This window comes from Corynebacterium sp. MSK039 (assembly GCF_030232315.1).
Classification (GTDB): domain Bacteria; phylum Actinomycetota; class Actinomycetes; order Mycobacteriales; family Mycobacteriaceae; genus Corynebacterium.
In genome coordinates this window covers 1-16928 of sequence record NZ_JASPJL010000015.1, presented here as the reverse complement: position 1 = coordinate 16928, position 16928 = coordinate 1, and the positions used below count along the sequence as shown (strand labels likewise).

Sequence of the window (16928 nt, the reverse complement as noted above, 5' to 3'; positions counted from 1 at the left end):
GCGTAGCTACCAGATGGTCACGCGCTGGTCCTCGGCCAGCCACATGCCATCGGCCTCGGTGACCTCCCAGGCCTGGTAGAACTCCGGGATATTCGACGCGACCACGTTGCAGCGGAACTCCGCCGGGGAGTGCGGGTCGATGGAGATGTACTGCGCGGACATCTGCGGGCGGATGGCCGTCTGCCACACCCGAGCCCACTGCAGGAAGACGTGCTGCAGCGCCTCTCGGTACTCCGCGCTCGGACCCTCGGCGGTCTCCACCGCCACGCCCTGGTCGTTCAGGTAGCGGCGCAGCGCGACGATGGCGATGCCCAGGCCGCCGAGGTCGCCGATGTTCTCGCCCAGGGTGAAGGAACCGTTGACCTTGTGCGCGGTCTCCCCGCGCTGCTTCAGGCCAGTCGGCACGAGCCCGTCGAACTGCGCGACGAGCTTGTCCGTGAGCTGCGTGAACGCCGCACGGTCCTCCTCGCTCCACCAGGAATGCAGGTTGCCGTCGCCGTCGAACTTCGAGCCCTGGTCGTCGAAACCGTGCCCGATCTCGTGGCCGATGACCGCGCCGATCGCGCCGAAATTGCTGGCGGCGTCGGCGTCCATGCTGAAGAACGGTGGGCGCAGGATCGCGGCGGGGAAGGTGATGTCATTCATCACGGGGTTGTAGAAAGCGTTGACGGTCTGCGGGGTGGCGAACCAGGTCGCAGGATCCGTGGGCTTGCCCAGCTTGTTGATCTCGTAGTCGTGATTGAAACGGCTGGCCGCCCGCACGTTATCCAGCAGCTCGGCCCCGCCTGGGGCGAACTCCAGCCCATCGAACTCGCGCCACTTCTCCGGGTAGCCGATCTTCGCGCTGAACTTACTCAGCTTCACCAGCGCCTTTTCGCGGGTGGCGGGGGTCATCCACTCCAGGGTGGAGATGCGCTCGCGGTAGGCCTCGATGAGGTAGTCCACCAGCTCGAGCATCTTCTCCTTATATTCCGGCGGGAAATGCTCGGCGACGAACTTCTTGCCGACCTCCTCGCCGATCGCGCCCTCGACCAGACCCAGGCCGCGCTTCCAACGGGCACGCTGCTCCGTCGAACCGCTCAGGGTGCGGCCGTAGAACTCGAAACGCCGGTCGGTGAACTTCGCAGGCAGGTAAGGCGCACGGGAGTTCAGCACGCGCCAGGTCGCCCAGAGCTTCCAATCGTCCAGCGGCACGCTGCCAGCCAGCTTCGCGACGTGCTCGATGAAGCTCGGCTGGCTCACGATCACACGCTCGGCAGCCGCGCTACCAGCGGCAATGCCGGTGGCCTCGAACCACTCCGCGAAGGGGAAGCCCGTCGGCAGGTCCGCCACCGCCATCGGGTTGTGGGTCTTATCCGCATCGCGGCTGGTCACGTTATCCCAGTGACCCTCGGCAAGCGTGGTTTCGAAGCGCAGGATTGCCTCGGCGGCCTCCGCGGCGCCCGCACCCGCGTGGCTCCCAGGCAGAGCCCGCCCCTCAGCGAGGTAGAGCTCCAGCATGTCCGTCACATACTCGCGGTAAGCGGCCAGCGTCTCCTGGTGCTGTTCCTGCCGGTAGTAGGCCTCGTCCGGCAGGCCTAGCCCGGATTGCACCAGGTAGGCGCGCTCGGCATCGCCCTCGGCGTCCTTGGCGACAAAGTAGCCCGCCACGCCACCGACGCCAGCGCGGTCCAGCTCACCCAGCTCGATGGCCAGCTCGCGAATGTCCGCGGCGGCGTTGATCCCGGCCAGGTCGGCGTCCAGCGGTGCGAGCCCGGCCGCCTCGATGCCCTCCTCATCCATAAAGGAGGAGTACAGCGCCCCGATCTGGGAATCGGCGGGCTGGGCCTCGACGATGGCGCGGACGTCCTTCTCAGACTGGTCACGCAGCTGGTGGAAGGTGCCGTCGACGGCCCGGTCTGCGGGAATCTCGTGGCTGGCCAGCCACTGCCCGTTGACATGGCGGTACAGGTCCTGAGCAGGCGAAATAGTCTCGCCCGCGGCGGCCTCGGTGATGTTATCCGGCAGTTCCGGCTGGCTGGATGTTGTCTTCTTTTCGCTCATGTTCCCCCACTGTAGTGCGCGCTGCAGACACGGCGTCGTCTTCTCTTTTTAGGACGTCACCCCGGTCGGCGACCGTGCCACCCGCCGGACCAGTGTTGGTGGACATGGGGTGTGTCTGGGGCGGGGGCTACGATGAAAAAATGGATCGGAGACAGTTGACGGCCCCGAGCGTGCCGTTCGGGAAGGCGCGGCGAAACCGCTACGTCGCCGCGGTGGGAGCAGCGGCCGTGGTGGGTCTCGCGGGGCCGGTGGCGGTGAACGCCGCGCTGAGCGCCGAGGCGCCGGCTCACTACGCGAACCCGGCGGAGGCTTTCGATGAAAACCTGATGAGTTTCGCGGACTGGCCCCTGGACTTCGGTGTGCTGCGTGACTGCGCCGCACCGATCACCGAGGATGCGATGGTCACGCCGGAGTTCTCCTGCCCTTCCTCCCAGGTGGAGGTCGTGAGCATGCTCTCGGTAAAGGACCAGGCGCTGGCGGTGGACCGGGCGATCCGGGCGATTAACTTCGCGGATCTGCAGAGCATGCGACCCGTCCGGTACACGGAGACCGCACTCGAGATCGCCCCGGAGCTGAAGGAGCGCACCGGGGTGACTGACGTCTGGGTGACCGACTACTACGAGGTAGCCGCCGCCAACGACGAGGGCGAGGACGTCGACCCATTTTCCGATGCCGACCTCAGTCGGACGGTCGGGTTCTTCCGCGAGGATGACGGCGGGGGCGGTGAGGGCACTCTCGTTAGCCTGCAGGTCACGGCCCGGGGAGTGGATAGCACGAAGGCGATGGTCAACGAGCTGCTGAAGACCGCCGAGCTGCGACCAGAGGCCGTCACCGAGGTCTCTCCACAGCAGCAGGAGGGAGGCCGATGATGCTGCCGGAACAGCAAACCCAGGGGCGCAGCAACCCTGCCGACTCGACACCGCAGAGGAGCGCCCTGCCACTGCCGATCTCCGAGGCTGGCTCCGCGCTGGGCATGTCGCCGGAGGCTGCCTCGGGTCCCCGCATTCGGCGTGGTGGGGTCTATATCTGCTTCACCCTGCTGGCGGTGCTCTGCACAGTATTGGCCATCTTCGCGCTGCTGCTTGCGACGCCGTCGGCCCCTGGGCTGCCACTGCTGGTTGCCCTTGGCATCTCCATTGCTCTGGTTGCCGTGGCCTGGTGGGGGCTCAGCCATCTGCGCTGCTACCGGGGTACGCCGCGACGATTGGTGGCCATGGCGCTGTGGTGGGGTGCTAGTGCCAGCAGCGTGCTTGCGATATTCACCGCGGCGGATGCGGCCAGCGAGATTCCGGAGAAGCTTGGCCTGCCCATCCTCTCGACGGCTTTTGGTGGGGCCTGGCCGGAGGAGATCACGAAGGCCCTGGGTATCTGGATGCTGCTGTGGATCGGCCGCGATTGGTGGAACCGGCCGCACCATGGCCTGCTCGCCGGTGTGTTCGTTGGCCTCGGAATGGAGGTTTACGAGAGCTCGCTCTACGCGCTGTTCCTCGGCGTGCTGCATCCCTCCTCGGACGTAGTGGGGGCAGCTTCTGCGTACGGCATGCGGCTGCTGTTCGGTATCGGCCTGCACGCGGTATTCAGCGGCCTCGTTGGATACGGCATCGGGCGGGCGCTGTGGGGGCCGCGCGAACGGAGCCGAATGTGGCGCTTCGGGCAGGTCTTCGGCTGGGGTTTCGCCGGTTTTGCGCTGCATTTCTTGTGGAATATCAGCTGGCCGGAGCCAGCGGCACTGTTCGCGATGGCGGCCGTATGGGTCGCCGGGGTTGCCGCGTTAGCCACGTGCTTCTACCGGGAGGAGAAGGCATTGCGGCAGGTCGAGGGCGGTTTCAGCGAGCCCTAGCGGGCGCCTCGCCCTGGGTCGCGGTGCCGCCGCGACGGGGAAAAAACATAGCCCCGCAATGGGGCTTTTGTTAATTACAGTGGTGTAAGGTGCTGGGGATTACGTGCGATACAGGTGTGAAAAGAGTGAAAGTTGGGTACTCTATTCCACATGCGTTCACTGCCTTGGCGCCGCACGCGCCGTACCTCGACCCCTGCACGCCTCACGGCAACTGCCCTTTTGGGCACCTCTGCCACCGTCGCCGCGCTGATGGCGAGCCACGTAATCCCGGTGCCCTCCTGGGCCATCCCGGGTATCGACGTCGCCTCCCACCAGCACCCGGGTGGCGCAGCCATCGATTGGAACACCGTCGCTGCCAGCGGCCAGAAGTTCGCCTTCGTGAAGGCCACCGAGGGCACCAACTACACCAACCCCTACTACGCCTCGGATTCGGTAAAGGCCCAGCAGGCCGGCATCATCCCGGGCAGCTACCACTACGCCCGCCCGGGTTGGAATGATCCGCGCGCCGAGGCCCGGTTCTATGCCTCCGTGATCGCGACCGGCCCGCAGCCTTCCCTGCCGCCGGTCCTCGACCTCGAGGAAGATCAGGGCCTTAGCCCGGAGCAGCTGCAGCACTGGGTGCGTGAATGGATCGACGAGATCAAGATCCAGACCGGCCGCCAGCCGATCATCTACACCTACTACTCCTTCTGGAAGCAGAAGATGGCGAACACCACGGAGTTCTCCGAGTACCCGCTGTGGCTGGCCTACTACTCGAACAGCCTGCCGGGAGACATCCCGGGCGGCTGGGACAAGGTCACCTTCTGGCAGTACAGCGGCAACGGTTCCGTCGACGGCGTGATCACCGACGTCGACTTGAACGAGTACTACGGTGACGATGCCCAGCTCCAGGCCCTCGCCGGCGACATGGCGGACAATTCCCCTGCCGGCGAGACCTCCAACCAGCTGGCAGCGACCCAGCCGATCGTCGAGAAGGAAGCTCAGATCGTCAACGAGATCGAGCACCAGACCGGCGTCAACATGCCGATCACCTCGGACTTCGTGGTCCAGCTGCTCGGCGTCGTCGGTGGTCGCGTGTCCCCGGAGACCTTCATCAACAGCGCGCTGCCACAGCTCACCGCCCCGGTGGCCGCAGCGATCTCCCAGCAGCTCGGCGTGCCGCAGGACCAGGTTGCGGAGAAGATCCAGCAGGGCCAGGAGCTCCTGCCTGCACTCACCGCGCTGGCCGGCGCCCTGGGCGAGGCACGCCAGAACGGTGGCGTGCCCACCGAGGCGATCCAACAGCTGCTCAACATGGCGGGCCAGTCCGGTGCCCTGGGCAGCGCCGGCAGCAGCTCCAGCGTTGACCTGGGCCAGCTGCTCCGGGTGATCCAGACCGTCGGCGGCACCCAGGACTGGGCAGGCCAGTTGCAGAACGGTCAGCTCAACGTCGACCCGAACGCACTCCAGGGTCTCCTACGCGCCCTGAGCTAAACGCCGGAGCACACCCGCTCGCCAAAGTTAAAGCCCGCGGCTCCTCTCGAGGTACGAGGAGCCGCGGGCTTCGTCGTTGCCGGGGCAGTTAACGCTTGAGGCAGCGGGCGCTTGAGGCAGCTAGGACTGCTCGCGCACAGCTAGTGTTTCTCACCCACATGCGCTGCCAGCCTGCCGTTGAGCCGGCAGGCCAGCCGCTAACTATTCATCGTTGTACTTCATCGGGCCGTTGTACCAGAAGCCCGAGCGGGTCTTCTCTTCGACGTCCACCTCAACCGGACGCGGCTTCTCGCCCGTGGCATCCGGGAAGGTCCGCAGGCGGTCCAGCACACCCCAGTCCCGCAGCCAGTCATCCTTCAGGTAAGTCGGCAGCTCCGTGGCCTGAGTGCTCATCTGCACCAGCCCCACGGAACCACCACCGGCGTAGTCCATCACCGGGGTAAGGATGCGGCGGGCGGAGTGATCCGGCGAGATGCGGAACTCCGGCACCTCAGCCACGCCCACGTTGTGGTCGAATGGCCGCTGGCACGGGAACTGGAAAGCCGTGGCCCAGTCCAGCAGCGCCGGAGCCTCGGAACCCACGTAGTCATTCAGCGGCTCCAGCTTCGGGGCGCGGGGCGGGGTCAGCGCCAGCCATTCGGATGGGGTGAGGTTCGTATCCACGGCGACGATGCGGATCTGATCCGCCTCCTCCGGGATCCAGTCCATCGGAATGCGCAGGTTGCGCCACTGCGGGGCGGTGCCGATGTCCAGCGGTAGATCCTCGCCCAGCGGCTCGAAGTCGTCCTGACCCTTGCCGGTCGACTTGCCGTACTCCACCTTGACCAGCTGCCCGTACTGGAAAACATTGTCGGAATCGAAGTGACCAATGGTGCCCGCAGCGCTCAACGTGATCAGCGGGTGATCCTCCCGGTTCTCCGGCAGGGAGTACCACTTGGTCGTCGTCGAGGCGGAGAACTGCGGCCCCTCCTGGAAGGAGCCGACCACCGGCACGCGCTGGGGATCCAGCTCGAACGGCAGACGCGCGTGCGAACCGTTCACGCCTGGCTTCGGCAGCAGCCCACCGGCGGTGCCGGAATCCTGGCCACCGTCCGCAGCCTCTGCGCCACCGCTGCGGTCTCCGGAGGCTGCGGCGTCGTCGTTCCGGTCATTGGACGAGGCGCCAGCGGTGCCGTCCGTGTCCTCGCTGCTGGCCTGGCTGGCTTCCTCGCTCAGATTCGTGCCGCTGCTCGGCTGATCGCCATCCAGCTTCATCGCGGTTTCCACCGAGTTCTGGCTCACGGCATCCTCGCCACGACCATCCGGGTCGATGTGCGCCGGGATGCGGTTCGGCAGGAAGCCAGTGGAGTCCTCGGTGGTCAGGGAGTCACCGATCGGCGAACCATCGGCCACCTTGAGCAGCGAATCATTCGTATTCGTCTCCACGAGGACATCCTCGGCCAGCTGGCAGCTGTGCCCAGCCAGGGAGACGGCGTTGCCCTTGCCGATCGAGTACGCCGGCCACTGCGAGATGAAGCCCTTGCCCATCGACGCGATCGAGAACACCAGGGCCAGCATGGTCAGCGCACCGATCGGTGCCGCGGTCACCATCGTGATGCGGTACTTGCCCTTCCGCTCCGCTACGTCCTTCGCCGCACCGTCATCGGTGCCATTATCGACGTCGGCAGCCTCGCCCGCGGACTGGGCGCGCGCCTTCTGAGCGTCCGTGCGGTACCCCAGTAGCACGCCCCAAATCAAGGTGAGCAGGGCAATGACCAGCATCACCGTTGAGGCCTCAATACCAGCGACCTGGATCGTCTTATCCCACCACGGAACACCGAAGCTGGAGACGTACCACCAGCCATTCGTGCCAGAGAGCGCCAGCGCGAAAAGCATGAGCGTGGTGCCCAGGAAGAGCACGCGGTTGCGCGCGGAGCTCGCCGAGAACTGCGAGGCGGCCACCGCCGCGAGCCCGATGAGCGCGGCACCGATTCCCGCGTAGACGCCGAAGTGGTGCGTCCACTTCGTCGGCGTGAAGACCATGAAGAAGGCCGTGCCGAGGATGACCAGAATCAGGCGAATGGTTGGGGCCTTCGCCGCGCCCGGAACACGCCCGTTGCGCAGGATGGAGGCCACGACCACGCCGAGGCTGAAGATCATCATCAGCACGATGAAGCGGCGCGCGAAGGAGCCGTCGGTGGACTGCTCCAGCAGGGAGGTGTAGCGCACGTACTCCTGGTACCAGGACAGCGACGGGCCCCGGTCGGAGCGCACGGCGATGGCCTCGCGCACGGTGCTGAACGTCTGGTCACCGAACACGCCGACGAGGATCGCGGTACCCGCGGCGAGGAATGGTGCGATCTGCGCGAGCATCCCGCGGATCACCTTCCCGCGGCTCGCGCCCTTCTCCGCGCCCAGCCACGGCAGGCGGCGCACCGCGATGCGGATCAGGGCATTCAGGGAGACCAGCACCGCCGCCACGGCCATCAGGCCGGTCGGACCCGCACCCAGCGCCAGGGTGGCCAGCAGCGTACCGATCGCCGCCGGCAGCAGCCGGTGGGTGGCGATGGCTCGCTCGAAGGAGACCCAGGTCAGCAGCGAGAAGACCGCGATGATCGGCTCCGGGCGGGTGCCGTTATTGAAAGCGATGAAGAACATCAGGAAGGCCACCGCGGTGGTCCAGTGCGCCACGGCGCGCTGGTTAACCTTCACGCCCAGGCGCGGCAGCACCTCGCGGGAGAGCACCAGCCAGGTCACCGCGGAAGCCAGCAGGGCGGGAAGTCGCATCCACAGGGAGGTGGAGGAGACGTTGACCATCAGCGCCAGCAGGTCGTAGAACGGCCAGCCGAAGGGGGACTCCGGCACGCCGAACCAGCGATAGTAATTGGCCATGTAGCCGGACTCGTGGCTGGCCCGGGCCATCGTCAGCAGGTAGCCATCGTCGGCGGTATTCGCGCCGATGAAGAACCAAATCAGCAGCACGGCACCTACGAAGCCGTCCACCCAGCGGGGCTTCCACCAGTCCTTCTGCATCAGGCGACCGGAGCCGGTGCGCCCGTCCAACTTGTCGATCTGGTGCAGCGCCCACAGCGAGACGACCATGAAGGCCAGGCCGAGCCACATGACGATGTTCTTCAGCAGCGTCGGAGTACTCGAGAAGCGAGAATCCACCTTGACGTCGGCCTTGAGCCCCGCATCGGCTGCGGCCTTCGCGTTGTCCGGGGTGTTCTCGAACTCGGTGTAGATGCCGGTCAGCATCGGGCGGGTATCCCGGTCGATATCGCCGGAGTACACCGCAGGGTCCAGCTCTTCGCCGTCGGTTGTGGTGCCGTCCACCCAGACCCGGGTGACCTCGGCATCCGAGGTGATGCGCAGCAGGGCATCATCGGAGAGTTCCTTGAGGTCCTTCTCCTTGAGGGAGAGCGGCACCACGTTGCGGATGATGACGTCCAGGCCGGAGTCGGTGTTACGGACGAAGAGCCCGCGCAGCGTCTCCTCCTTCGAGCCCTCCGGCACGGTGGATAGGACGTTGCTCTGGCCATCGTTGAGCTTGTCGATCTCGGAGAGCGGGATCGAAACGTCCAGGCTTTCTGGGGAGTAGCTGATCAGCGGTGCGGTGACGCTACGCAGGTCCCCGTTCTGTGGCCAGGAAAAGGAGGACTGCTCCTGGTTGACCGGCAAGAATGGAGTGGCGATGAAAAGCAAGAAGCCCAGCAAGCCGGAGACGATCGCGAGGGTCGTGATCCGACTGCTGGTGCCACTCTTCGGGGCCTGGCTCGCCTGTGGCGGCGGGGCGGAGTTCGCCCCGCTTCCGGGCCCTTGATCTGGCTGTTTATTATTCTGCTGCTGCACCGTAGACACGGCTAATAACTGTACGTTACCGCCGGTCAAATGTGGACTAGTACGCGCGTGGCCTTAGTTACGCACGGCGACGGCGAACGGCCCAATCTGCGTGACATCCCAGTGCTTCTGGAACGCGCTCGCCGGGAAGTGGACGGTGCGGAAACGGACGTTCGGCTGGTTCGGGTAGATGTCATCCGCGATGAGGTAGGAGAACTCCGCTTCTTCCATCGGGGTGGCGTCGCGACCCGCCGGCCCACCTTCCTCGGCTGGCACCTCGCCACGCAGGACGAGGGCGTCTGGCGCGGTCCACCCTTCTTCCTCGGCTGCCCGATCCATCGCGGCGATGAGCTCATCTGGGTCGGTGATCTGTGTCCAGGACTCGATCTCCTCGTTGCGCCGCTCGAACTCTCCCAGCGGGTTGGCGTAGTGGGCAGTCATCGCCTGATACACGTGATAGGGGTAGAAGCTCATGAAGTGCTGCTCATCGGTGAGGATGGTCGCCCCGGAGCGCTTCCCCAGCTTCTCGGCGAGGTGCTCGTCGATCTGCGCGTAGTAGACGGTGGCGTCCGCGGGCATGCGATCGCCGCGCATGGCGTTGCCGTCAGCGTCCGTGTAGGCGGTATCGATCTTCTTCTCGTGATTCATTGGGATATCGATCGCGTAGTAGAGCGTCCCGAATGCCAGGATCGCGGCGAACACGCGCGTCACACCGCGGGACTTCGCGGGGTCCACGGTCGCCGGGTAGAACTTCGGCATCCCCACACCCCGCAGGTCGATGATCGCCAGCGCGCCGGCCACGGCAAAGAGCAGCGCGATCGGCAGCGCCACGCGGAATCCCAGCAGGGTCGTGCCGAGCAGCGGCATGGCCATGGAGGCGACCGCCCAACCGTAGGCGGTGAGGATGCCGACCAGCAGGGCGCGGGCGTCGTCCTGACGGTGGCGGGCAACCAGCCAGACCAGACCGATCAGGGTCAGAACACCGAGCGCGGAGAGGTCGAAGAAGGGCATCATCAACGCGGTGCCATCTTCGGGGAGGTAGTGCTGTGCCTTGCCCGTTGGACCGTGGGGCTGGGTGCGTAGCGCGCGCAGGTAGGGGAACCAGCCAAGCAGCGCGATGAGGATCGAGCCGACCCCCATGGCCAGCAGGCTCAGCAGCGGGCGGATTCCCTTCTGCCGGATCGCGGCGGCGATGGCCATGACCACCACCGAGAGTGCAGAGAGTGCCGTGAAGAGGGTGTACAGATTGGCAGAAAGTCCCAGGTAGACCATCACGCCGAACAGTGCCCAGCGGGAGCCGAGCAGTGCGTGGCGGGTCATCACCATTGCGGCTGGCATGCCCACCGCGACGATGGCCGCGTAGGGCTCCTCCGGGGCTACGTGCAGGGTCGCTACCGCCGTGACCAGCGCAACCGTCGCGCCGGAGGCCAGCGAGCCGGTGAGGTGGCGCCACAGGGGAACGAGCATGGAGAAGGCCGCAGCCAGGGTCATCAACGCCCAGGGCTGGTAGGCAGCCCAGCCCGCCAACCCGGTGATGCGTGCGAAGAGACCGCCGGTGAAGAACCACAGGCCGGGGTAGAAGCTCGGCATGTTCGGGTAGGCCATGTCCACCCAGCCCGGAGTGTCCGTCAGACGGGTCAGGAACTGGGTGCGGAAAGCCTGATCGACGCTCACACCATCCAGGTACAGGCTGGTGGCGGCCAGCGGGATACCGATGCTGGTGATCACCAGGCCCGCTGGAGCAAGGTAGAGCAGCACGGCGAGAACTCGGCGCTGCCAATTCGACCAGTTGGTTCGCGGGTGGAGCACGTAGTACACCGACACCGCAGCGAAGAGGATCACGAGCACAGAGCCGACGCTGCTCAGCGCCTTGAGCACGTAGCTGGTGTTATACGCCGGAAGGCTCGGCCTGGACATGATGAACCAGGCCACGACCGTCGCCACTGCCGCGACCGCGCCGGTGACCAGCATGTGCACGATTGTGCGCAGCGGGCTCAGGGCATCGGGCTGCGTTTCCGCAGTGCTGAATCCAGTGACGGATGCTTGGTTGTGCTCGACGGTCGTTCCGGTGTGCATGCGTATATCAAAACACATGCACACCGAAGGGCGGATTTAACCGCGCGGGCCGCGGAGCATGATGCCGCGGATCCCGCTGTGGAAACCATCGCGCAGGCCGACGCGCTGCGCCTCCGTCAGGGTGTATTCGTGAAGGGTATCGCAGGCGAACTGCAGGAGTGGGCGGTCGATCTCCGGGGGAAGGCCGCCGCCAGAGAGTAGGTGGGCGTTATCCTTCTGGGCCTCGCTCGCGGCGTTGTCGAACCACCAGACGGCGTACTGCTGGCCGATGTCGTAGGGGTTCTGCTCTCCCGCGGACGCCCAGACTTCGTTGGGGAGCGGGACGTAGCGGGAGCGCAGCTTGCGGTGGCGGGCCATCATGGATGGGTTTGGCTTTGGCTTCCGCGCTGCTTCCGGTGTGTCCTCGGTGGCCGTGGCTGGTTCCTGTGCCTGGGACTGGGCTGCCCCGCTCTGCTCAGCCGCGTTGTCCGGCGTCTTGTTGTCCGGCGCCGCGTCGTTCGGTGCCGCAGCACCCTGAGCTGCGACGGTGTTGGGGGTCGGTTGTGCCGTCGTTTCGGCGGCCGGCTCGGACGTCGCTGGTTCGGCGGAGGCAGTAGGTGCCGGACCCGGCTTGGGTCCGGGCTTCGGCGCAGACTTGGGTGCGGCGGGGTGCGCCGCGGGGCTTGGGGCGGCCGACGGGGACTCTGCCTGCTCATCCGTCGTGGTGGTTGCCGCAGCAGCGTTGGTCTGTACAGCGCTCGCCGGTGCATCCTCGGATCCTGCGGCCGTGGCCGAAGCCTGCTCGGGTGCTGCCGCGGAGGTCGGCTCCGTGGCGGTTTCGGCCGGCGCGTTGTCCCCGGCCGCGGTGTTGTTGCCCGCTTCTGCCGTGGGCTCGGTGACCTGCTTGTTGTGCTCCATTTCCGGAATGACGCTCGGTCCGGACTCTTCGGGCTCTTCTGCATCGCCGAGGGGCTTGAAGTCCGGGCTGGGGCTGTCCTCGCCCTGCGTTTCCCCAGGGATTGGGGTGGTGCTGGCATTGGCGGGCAGCGGTCCCTCCAGGATCTGCAGCCGCATCGTGTCCCGGAAATCCTCGCGAGGGTCGAGGATCGTGGTGGTATCGCAGGCGAAGCGCAGCTGCGAGGACATGGAGTCCCAGCCGAAGCCGTAGAGGTGCACGCGAATGCCCGCATTCACGGCCTCTTCCACGCCGGGCAGCATGTCCGCGTCGCCGGAGACGAGGACGATATCCGAGACGTTGCCACGGACGGCGGCGAGCACCATATCCGCGACCAGGCGGGTGTCCACTGCCTTCTGCGTGCGGCGGTCTCCCCACTCGATGAGTTGGCCACTGCGTAGCTGCACGCCAGGTTCGCTGCGCAGGGAACGCTGGTAGCGGTGTGGTCCGGACTCTGGGATGCCGTCGTACCAAAATTGTCGGTGAATGGGCTGTTTGAGCTGGTCCTGGGCGATACGGCCCAAGGTACAGACGACCTCCGGAAGGTCGATTTCTAATTGCGCGCGGGCGCCGGTTTCCCAGGAGTTATAGAAGCTAGCTAGGAGATAAGAGGTATCGACGAAGATCTGTGTTCGTTCGAGCATGATGGGTCGGTTGTCCGTTTCTTTAGTTTCACAATTTTCAGTGCATTATCCATTGCGCACTGTACTTCTTGAGCGCCTGTGCGCGTGGCGCTTTCCCCTCTAGTGTGCATCAAAGAGTTGTTGTATGGTTGGTTACACAAGTAACTAACCGACTAGGTAGGGCGCGGTGTTGAACCGCAACCTGGTCGCACGGTGAACGTCAACCAAGCCCCATCGAGGGGATCGAACACGAATACAGGGAGGTGCCATGGAGGAAGCCACCACGCCGCTGTTTCAGCAAGTGGCTGAGCTCGTAGCAGATGCCATTGTGGACGGCTCCCTGCCAGAGGGGGAGCGGGCACCGTCGACGAACGAGCTCGCGGCCTTCCACGCAATCAACCCGGCCACCGCCCGCAAGGGCTTGAGCCTGCTGGTGGATGCCGGGGTGCTTCAGAAACAGCGAGGTATCGGCATGTTCGTTACTGAGGGCGCGCGGGAGAAGGTCATCGCGCAACGCAAGGAGGCCTTCGCCGGCCGTTACCTGGTGCCGCTGGTCGACGAGGCCGCGAAGCTGGACATGACCGCCAGCGAGCTCCGCGAGCTGCTGGGCAGCGTCGCTGAAAGCCGGGGGCTCTATGACTGACCCCAACAACGCACCGAAGCCCGTGCCCCGCGGGTTACTCCAGCCGCCAATGCAGAGCACCGGCGAGCAGGCAAAACACTGCCCTTCGAGCGGCAACCAGCCCAGAGCATCACGCTAGACCGTTAAGTCGACGCACCACGCGTCCCACCACACAGGAAGGCACAACAATGAACCACCTGAAAGAAAGCGTTGAAACGAGCATCCCGCCCCGCGCTACACCCAGCATCGAGCTATCGGAGCTGACGGTCAGCTTCGGCAAGAAAACCCACCCGGCCGTCAACGGCATCAGCCTGCAGATCCCGGGCGGCCAGGTCTACGGACTGATCGGACGGAATGGAGCGGGGAAGACCACCCTGCTCCGGGCTATCGCGCAGCAGCTGAACAGCTCCGGCACGGTGGCCCTGGACGGTCAGCCCATCCGCGATAACGAGTGGGCGCTGGAGCGCATCATTCTCGCCGGCCCGGATGCCACGTGGCCGCAGGACCTCCCGGTGCGTAGCGTGCTGCGGATCGCGGAACTTCGCTGGCCAACCTGGGATCAGGCCTTCGCGGAGGAGATGATCCAGGCTTTCCGCATCGATACCAGCAAGCGGTTGCGTGCGATGTCCCGCGGACAGCGTTCGGCGGTGAGCATCATCCTCGGCCTGGCAGCGCAGTGCCCGATCACCCTGCTGGACGAGCCCTATCTCGGCCTCGATGTGCAGAGCCGCGAGGCCTTCTACCAATTCCTCATGGCCGACCTGGAACGCAATCCCCGCACGGTGATCCTTTCCACCCACCACCTCGGGGACGTCGCCCGCCTGCTGGACCAGGTGATCATCATTGACGAGGGCAAGCTCCTGGAATCCGGCCCCCTCGAGACCGTCTCCGGTCGCATCCACCTGGTCTCCGGTCCGAGCCAGGCAGTGTCCGCCTTCCTCGACCAGTGGTCTGCGTCCTTGCCCGTCGCCCCTTCTTCCTTCCTTATTAAGGACGTCACCAGCACCGGTTTGCGCAGGCTGACCCTCAGCTATGACCCCGAGGCTCCGGAGGCCGCGGCGGCAGAGGCGGCGGCGCAACGCGCCGGTGTCCACCTCAAGGCCGCGGACTTGGAGCAGGCGGTGCTCGCGCTCACCGGAGAGGTGGCCGGCGATGAGTAATAAGACGAGTGATCGGCATGCCCAGCCATTGGACGGTGGGATGAAGGTGGCGGAAAGCAAGGGGGTAGCGGGCGAGGCTTCGGCCCAGGTCCAGCGAGTGAACACCCGAGTGATGGGCCGGGTCTTCCTCTTCGCGTCGTGGCGGAGCGTGCTGTGGAGGGTGCTCCTCGTAGTTCTCATGAGCTTCCTCGCGATCGTTGGCGAGGCGGAACACCGGCCAATGAACTTCTTTTATGCCATCTTCCTGGGCGGTGCTGTGGGAAGCGTGCACTTGGTATTCCAGCCGAAGGGCGAAGAACTGCGGGCGTTCGGGCTGACCACGGCGCAGATCCGCCGACTAGCGGCAGCTATGTGGGGGATGGCGCTGCCGGCCTCGGCGCTTTATCTCCTCATTGTCGTGGTGATTTCTCGGACCGCTAGCGGCATGCTGACCTCGGGAAAGCTTCTGCTCTCCTGCCTTGTGGGCTATTTGCTTCTTCTCGCTTACGCCGTCTATCGGGGCTGGAGTTGGCAAGTGGACATCCGCAATGACGCGGTGGGTGAGCAAGACATCCTGGTCCGAGCGGAGAAGGCGAAATCGCGGAAGGCGGCGTCGAGCTCTGAAGGTGGAGCCGTTACCCCGGCAGGCTCGAATGCGGAGGACTTGAGCCGCGAAGAGCGGGCGGCTTTCGAAGCAGACACGGCACTCGACGCGGCGGTGATCCAACCACTGCGCCTGCTGGGGCGCACCCTGGCGAAATGGGAGTGCGGTATCGCCTTGGCTCTTGGCCTCGTGTTGGCATTCTGGCCCTGGGCGGCAGATACGATCGGCGCCTACCTAGGGATCGCACTTGTTGGCGCCCTCATCGGGAGCAGGTGGCTGCTCACTGCGTACGGGCTGCCGAAGAATTACGTCCAGTGGTTGGCCTTTGGCGGCAGCCGGCAGGCATGGCGCCGAGCGGTCCTGGAGGGGACGATCAAGAACAGCTGGTCGCTGCCTTTGGCCATCCTGTTGATCGGATATCCCTCTTTGCTGACTACTGAGAGTGTGCTCCGGGAGCAGTTCAGCGGAACAGAGATTCTGGCAGGTGCACCGATGCTGGGGCTGATCATGCTATCCCTCATTCTGGGCACCACGTTGTTAACTGCACTCGCCACGCTGCGGTGGCCAAAGGCCGGTGCGCTGACGCTTGGGGGTTTTCTCGCCTACGGCTTGGCAATGGTGACAGTTCTCTGTTTCCAGTTGTTCTTCTCTGGTGACGTTGATCCGTTACCGAGAGCGGCCATCGGTGTCCTTATCTCTGCGTTCTATGCGGCGATAGCGGTGTGGGTCTTCTACGCCCGCATCATCAAGCAGGATGCTCGGAATGCCGACCACATCCAGACTTTGGTTGAATAGCGTCCGTGCCCACAGAGAAACTCCAGCTCAAAAACGATGTTGAGCTGGGGTTTTGTGTTTGTTGTGGGGTGTGTGTAGATTATTGATCTGCAAGCGAGGCCGACCGGCCCGGTGCGAACGGGGGAATCAAGATCCTTGAGAAGGGTTTTGCTTCTGTGTTTGCATCTGGTTCTTGGATGGTGTAGCTTAGCAATCCTGCAAGATCGCCGGTTATTACCGGGTGGTTGGATTTCCCTTTCGGTCTTGTTTTCTTATCGCCGTCTTTGGTGAACGCTGAAGTGATCGTGAGTTTTTCTCCGGTTTGCTTCTGGTTCATGTGGGTGATAAGCTCGGAATCCGCCTCAACGTGAAGCGCCACAGTGTTGTGGTTGTGGATTGTTGTGTGCATATGTTGTTTGAGAACTCAATAGCGTGATGAACCAAGCAGATCAACGGTTCTAACACACATTGTGTGTGTGGAATTTGTTTGATTTTTTATACATGACTTGGAACATGATGATGCAGTCTACTCTGACGCGCCACCGATTCTGTGGTGGTGGGGAGTGGTTGATACGTGGGTGTTGTTCATGCCACCGACTGTCGCTTGATGCACTGTTTAGTGTGTTTCGGGGGCTTTGCGAAAAGGTCCTTGATGCAGGTGTCTACACAATGGTTTGTTGTGTAGTGATGGTCGTTAAATGTGGTGCATAACCAGCTCGACACGCTCGTGTGTGGTGATTGGTTGTGAATACGCCTGAAGCTACGCTGAACGTTTTGTTTGGTGCGGTTTTCGTGTCTACTTATCAAGGATTGTTGTCATGTGTTTCTGAGTGACGATGTTAATTTCTTGTCAGTAGTTCTTTTATTATTTTTTGTTTAGCCAGTTGATGTTGGCTCTTCATTGTTTGGGCCTCATGGCTTTTATGGAGAGTTTGATCCTGGCTCAGGACGAACGCTGGCGGCGTGCTTAACACATGCAAG

General features: G+C 64.3%; 11 protein-coding genes and 1 rRNA gene. 7 read left to right on the top strand and 5 right to left on the bottom strand.

Annotated features, from left to right (window positions below; all coding sequences use genetic code 11):
• Positions 1 to 6: 6 nt before the first annotated feature.
• Positions 7 to 2043, bottom strand: a complete 2037-nt coding sequence (locus tag QP997_RS08655; RefSeq protein WP_284846887.1) for a M13 family metallopeptidase — start codon at positions 2041 to 2043, stop codon at positions 7 to 9.
• 140 nt (positions 2044 to 2183) lie between these two features.
• Here QP997_RS08655 and QP997_RS08650 point away from each other — a divergent pair, with 140 nt between their 5' ends.
• From QP997_RS08650 to QP997_RS08640, 3 genes are all read left to right on the top strand, one after another.
• Positions 2184 to 2912: a hypothetical protein gene (locus QP997_RS08650; RefSeq protein ID WP_284758866.1), complete on the top strand. Its 729-nt coding sequence runs from the start codon at positions 2184 to 2186 to the stop codon at positions 2910 to 2912.
• Positions 2909 to 3883, top strand: coding sequence for a PrsW family intramembrane metalloprotease (locus QP997_RS08645; RefSeq protein WP_284846886.1), 975 nt, complete (start codon positions 2909 to 2911; stop codon positions 3881 to 3883). Before QP997_RS08650 ends, QP997_RS08645 begins: the two co-directional genes overlap by 4 nt.
• Before the next feature lie 150 nt (positions 3884 to 4033).
• Positions 4034 to 5356 carry a glycoside hydrolase family 25 protein gene (locus QP997_RS08640; RefSeq protein ID WP_148811489.1) on the top strand — a complete coding sequence of 441 codons (1323 nt, stop codon included), beginning with the start codon at positions 4034 to 4036 and terminating at the stop codon, positions 5354 to 5356.
• 201 nt (positions 5357 to 5557) lie between these two features.
• Here the strand turns inward: QP997_RS08640 and QP997_RS08635 are convergent, their stop codons facing one another.
• Genes QP997_RS08635 through QP997_RS08625 form a run of 3 tightly spaced genes read right to left on the bottom strand, consistent with a single transcriptional unit; the run spans position 5558 to position 12829 of the window.
• Positions 5558 to 9196 (bottom strand): arabinosyltransferase domain-containing protein, encoded by a 3639-nt coding sequence (locus QP997_RS08635; protein WP_284846885.1) that lies wholly within the window; start codon positions 9194 to 9196, stop codon positions 5558 to 5560.
• A 54-nt stretch (positions 9197 to 9250) separates the two neighbouring features.
• Positions 9251 to 11251, bottom strand: coding sequence for a galactan 5-O-arabinofuranosyltransferase (locus QP997_RS08630; protein ID WP_284846884.1), 2001 nt, complete (start codon positions 11249 to 11251; stop codon positions 9251 to 9253).
• A 36-nt stretch (positions 11252 to 11287) separates the two neighbouring features.
• Positions 11288 to 12829, bottom strand: coding sequence for an NYN domain-containing protein (locus QP997_RS08625; protein WP_284846883.1), 1542 nt, complete (start codon positions 12827 to 12829; stop codon positions 11288 to 11290).
• A gap of 247 nt (positions 12830 to 13076) precedes the next feature.
• Here QP997_RS08625 and QP997_RS08620 point away from each other — a divergent pair, with 247 nt between their 5' ends.
• The 3 genes from QP997_RS08620 (at position 13077) to QP997_RS08610 (ending at position 15968) form a co-directional block, all read left to right on the top strand.
• Positions 13077 to 13451, top strand: a complete 375-nt coding sequence (locus QP997_RS08620; RefSeq protein WP_012359373.1) for a GntR family transcriptional regulator — start codon at positions 13077 to 13079, stop codon at positions 13449 to 13451.
• 167 nt (positions 13452 to 13618) lie between these two features.
• The gene (locus tag QP997_RS08615) at positions 13619 to 14590 is read left to right on the top strand and encodes an ATP-binding cassette domain-containing protein (RefSeq protein WP_284846882.1); all 972 of its coding nucleotides are present in this window, start codon (positions 13619 to 13621) and stop codon (positions 14588 to 14590) included.
• Positions 14583 to 15968, top strand: coding sequence for an ABC transporter permease (locus QP997_RS08610; RefSeq protein ID WP_284846881.1), 1386 nt, complete (start codon positions 14583 to 14585; stop codon positions 15966 to 15968). Before QP997_RS08615 ends, QP997_RS08610 begins: the two co-directional genes overlap by 8 nt.
• 79 nt (positions 15969 to 16047) lie before the next feature.
• On the opposite strand, the gene QP997_RS08605 is transcribed toward QP997_RS08610, so the two are convergent.
• Complete coding sequence (locus QP997_RS08605; protein ID WP_284846880.1) at positions 16048 to 16356, bottom strand: hypothetical protein; 309 nt, start codon at positions 16354 to 16356, stop codon at positions 16048 to 16050.
• Positions 16357 to 16867: 511 nt separating this feature from the next.
• On the opposite strand from QP997_RS08605, the gene QP997_RS08600 reads away from it, so the two are divergent.
• Positions 16868 to 16928 (top strand): 16S ribosomal RNA (locus QP997_RS08600); the annotation flags it as partial.

Bases quoted from the DNA above. Each gene is read 5' to 3' on its own strand.
- QP997_RS08630 (WP_284846884.1), bottom strand. From the start codon at position 11,251: ATGCACACCGGAACGACCGTCGAGCACAACCAAGCATCCGTCACTGGA.
- QP997_RS08620 (WP_012359373.1), top strand. From the start codon at position 13,077: ATGGAGGAAGCCACCACGCCGCTGTTTCAGCAAGTGGCTGAGCTCGTA.
- QP997_RS08615 (WP_284846882.1), top strand. From the start codon at position 13,619: ATGAACCACCTGAAAGAAAGCGTTGAAACGAGCATCCCGCCCCGCGCT.
- QP997_RS08605 (WP_284846880.1), bottom strand. From the start codon at position 16,356: ATGCACACAACAATCCACAACCACAACACTGTGGCGCTTCACGTTGAG.
- QP997_RS08650 (WP_284758866.1), top strand. From the start codon at position 2,184: ATGGATCGGAGACAGTTGACGGCCCCGAGCGTGCCGTTCGGGAAGGCG.
- QP997_RS08640 (WP_148811489.1), top strand. From the start codon at position 4,034: ATGCGTTCACTGCCTTGGCGCCGCACGCGCCGTACCTCGACCCCTGCA.
- QP997_RS08655 (WP_284846887.1), bottom strand. From the start codon at position 2,043: ATGAGCGAAAAGAAGACAACATCCAGCCAGCCGGAACTGCCGGATAAC.
- QP997_RS08645 (WP_284846886.1), top strand. From the start codon at position 2,909: ATGATGCTGCCGGAACAGCAAACCCAGGGGCGCAGCAACCCTGCCGAC.
- QP997_RS08625 (WP_284846883.1), bottom strand. From the start codon at position 12,829: ATGCTCGAACGAACACAGATCTTCGTCGATACCTCTTATCTCCTAGCT.
- QP997_RS08610 (WP_284846881.1), top strand. From the start codon at position 14,583: ATGAGTAATAAGACGAGTGATCGGCATGCCCAGCCATTGGACGGTGGG.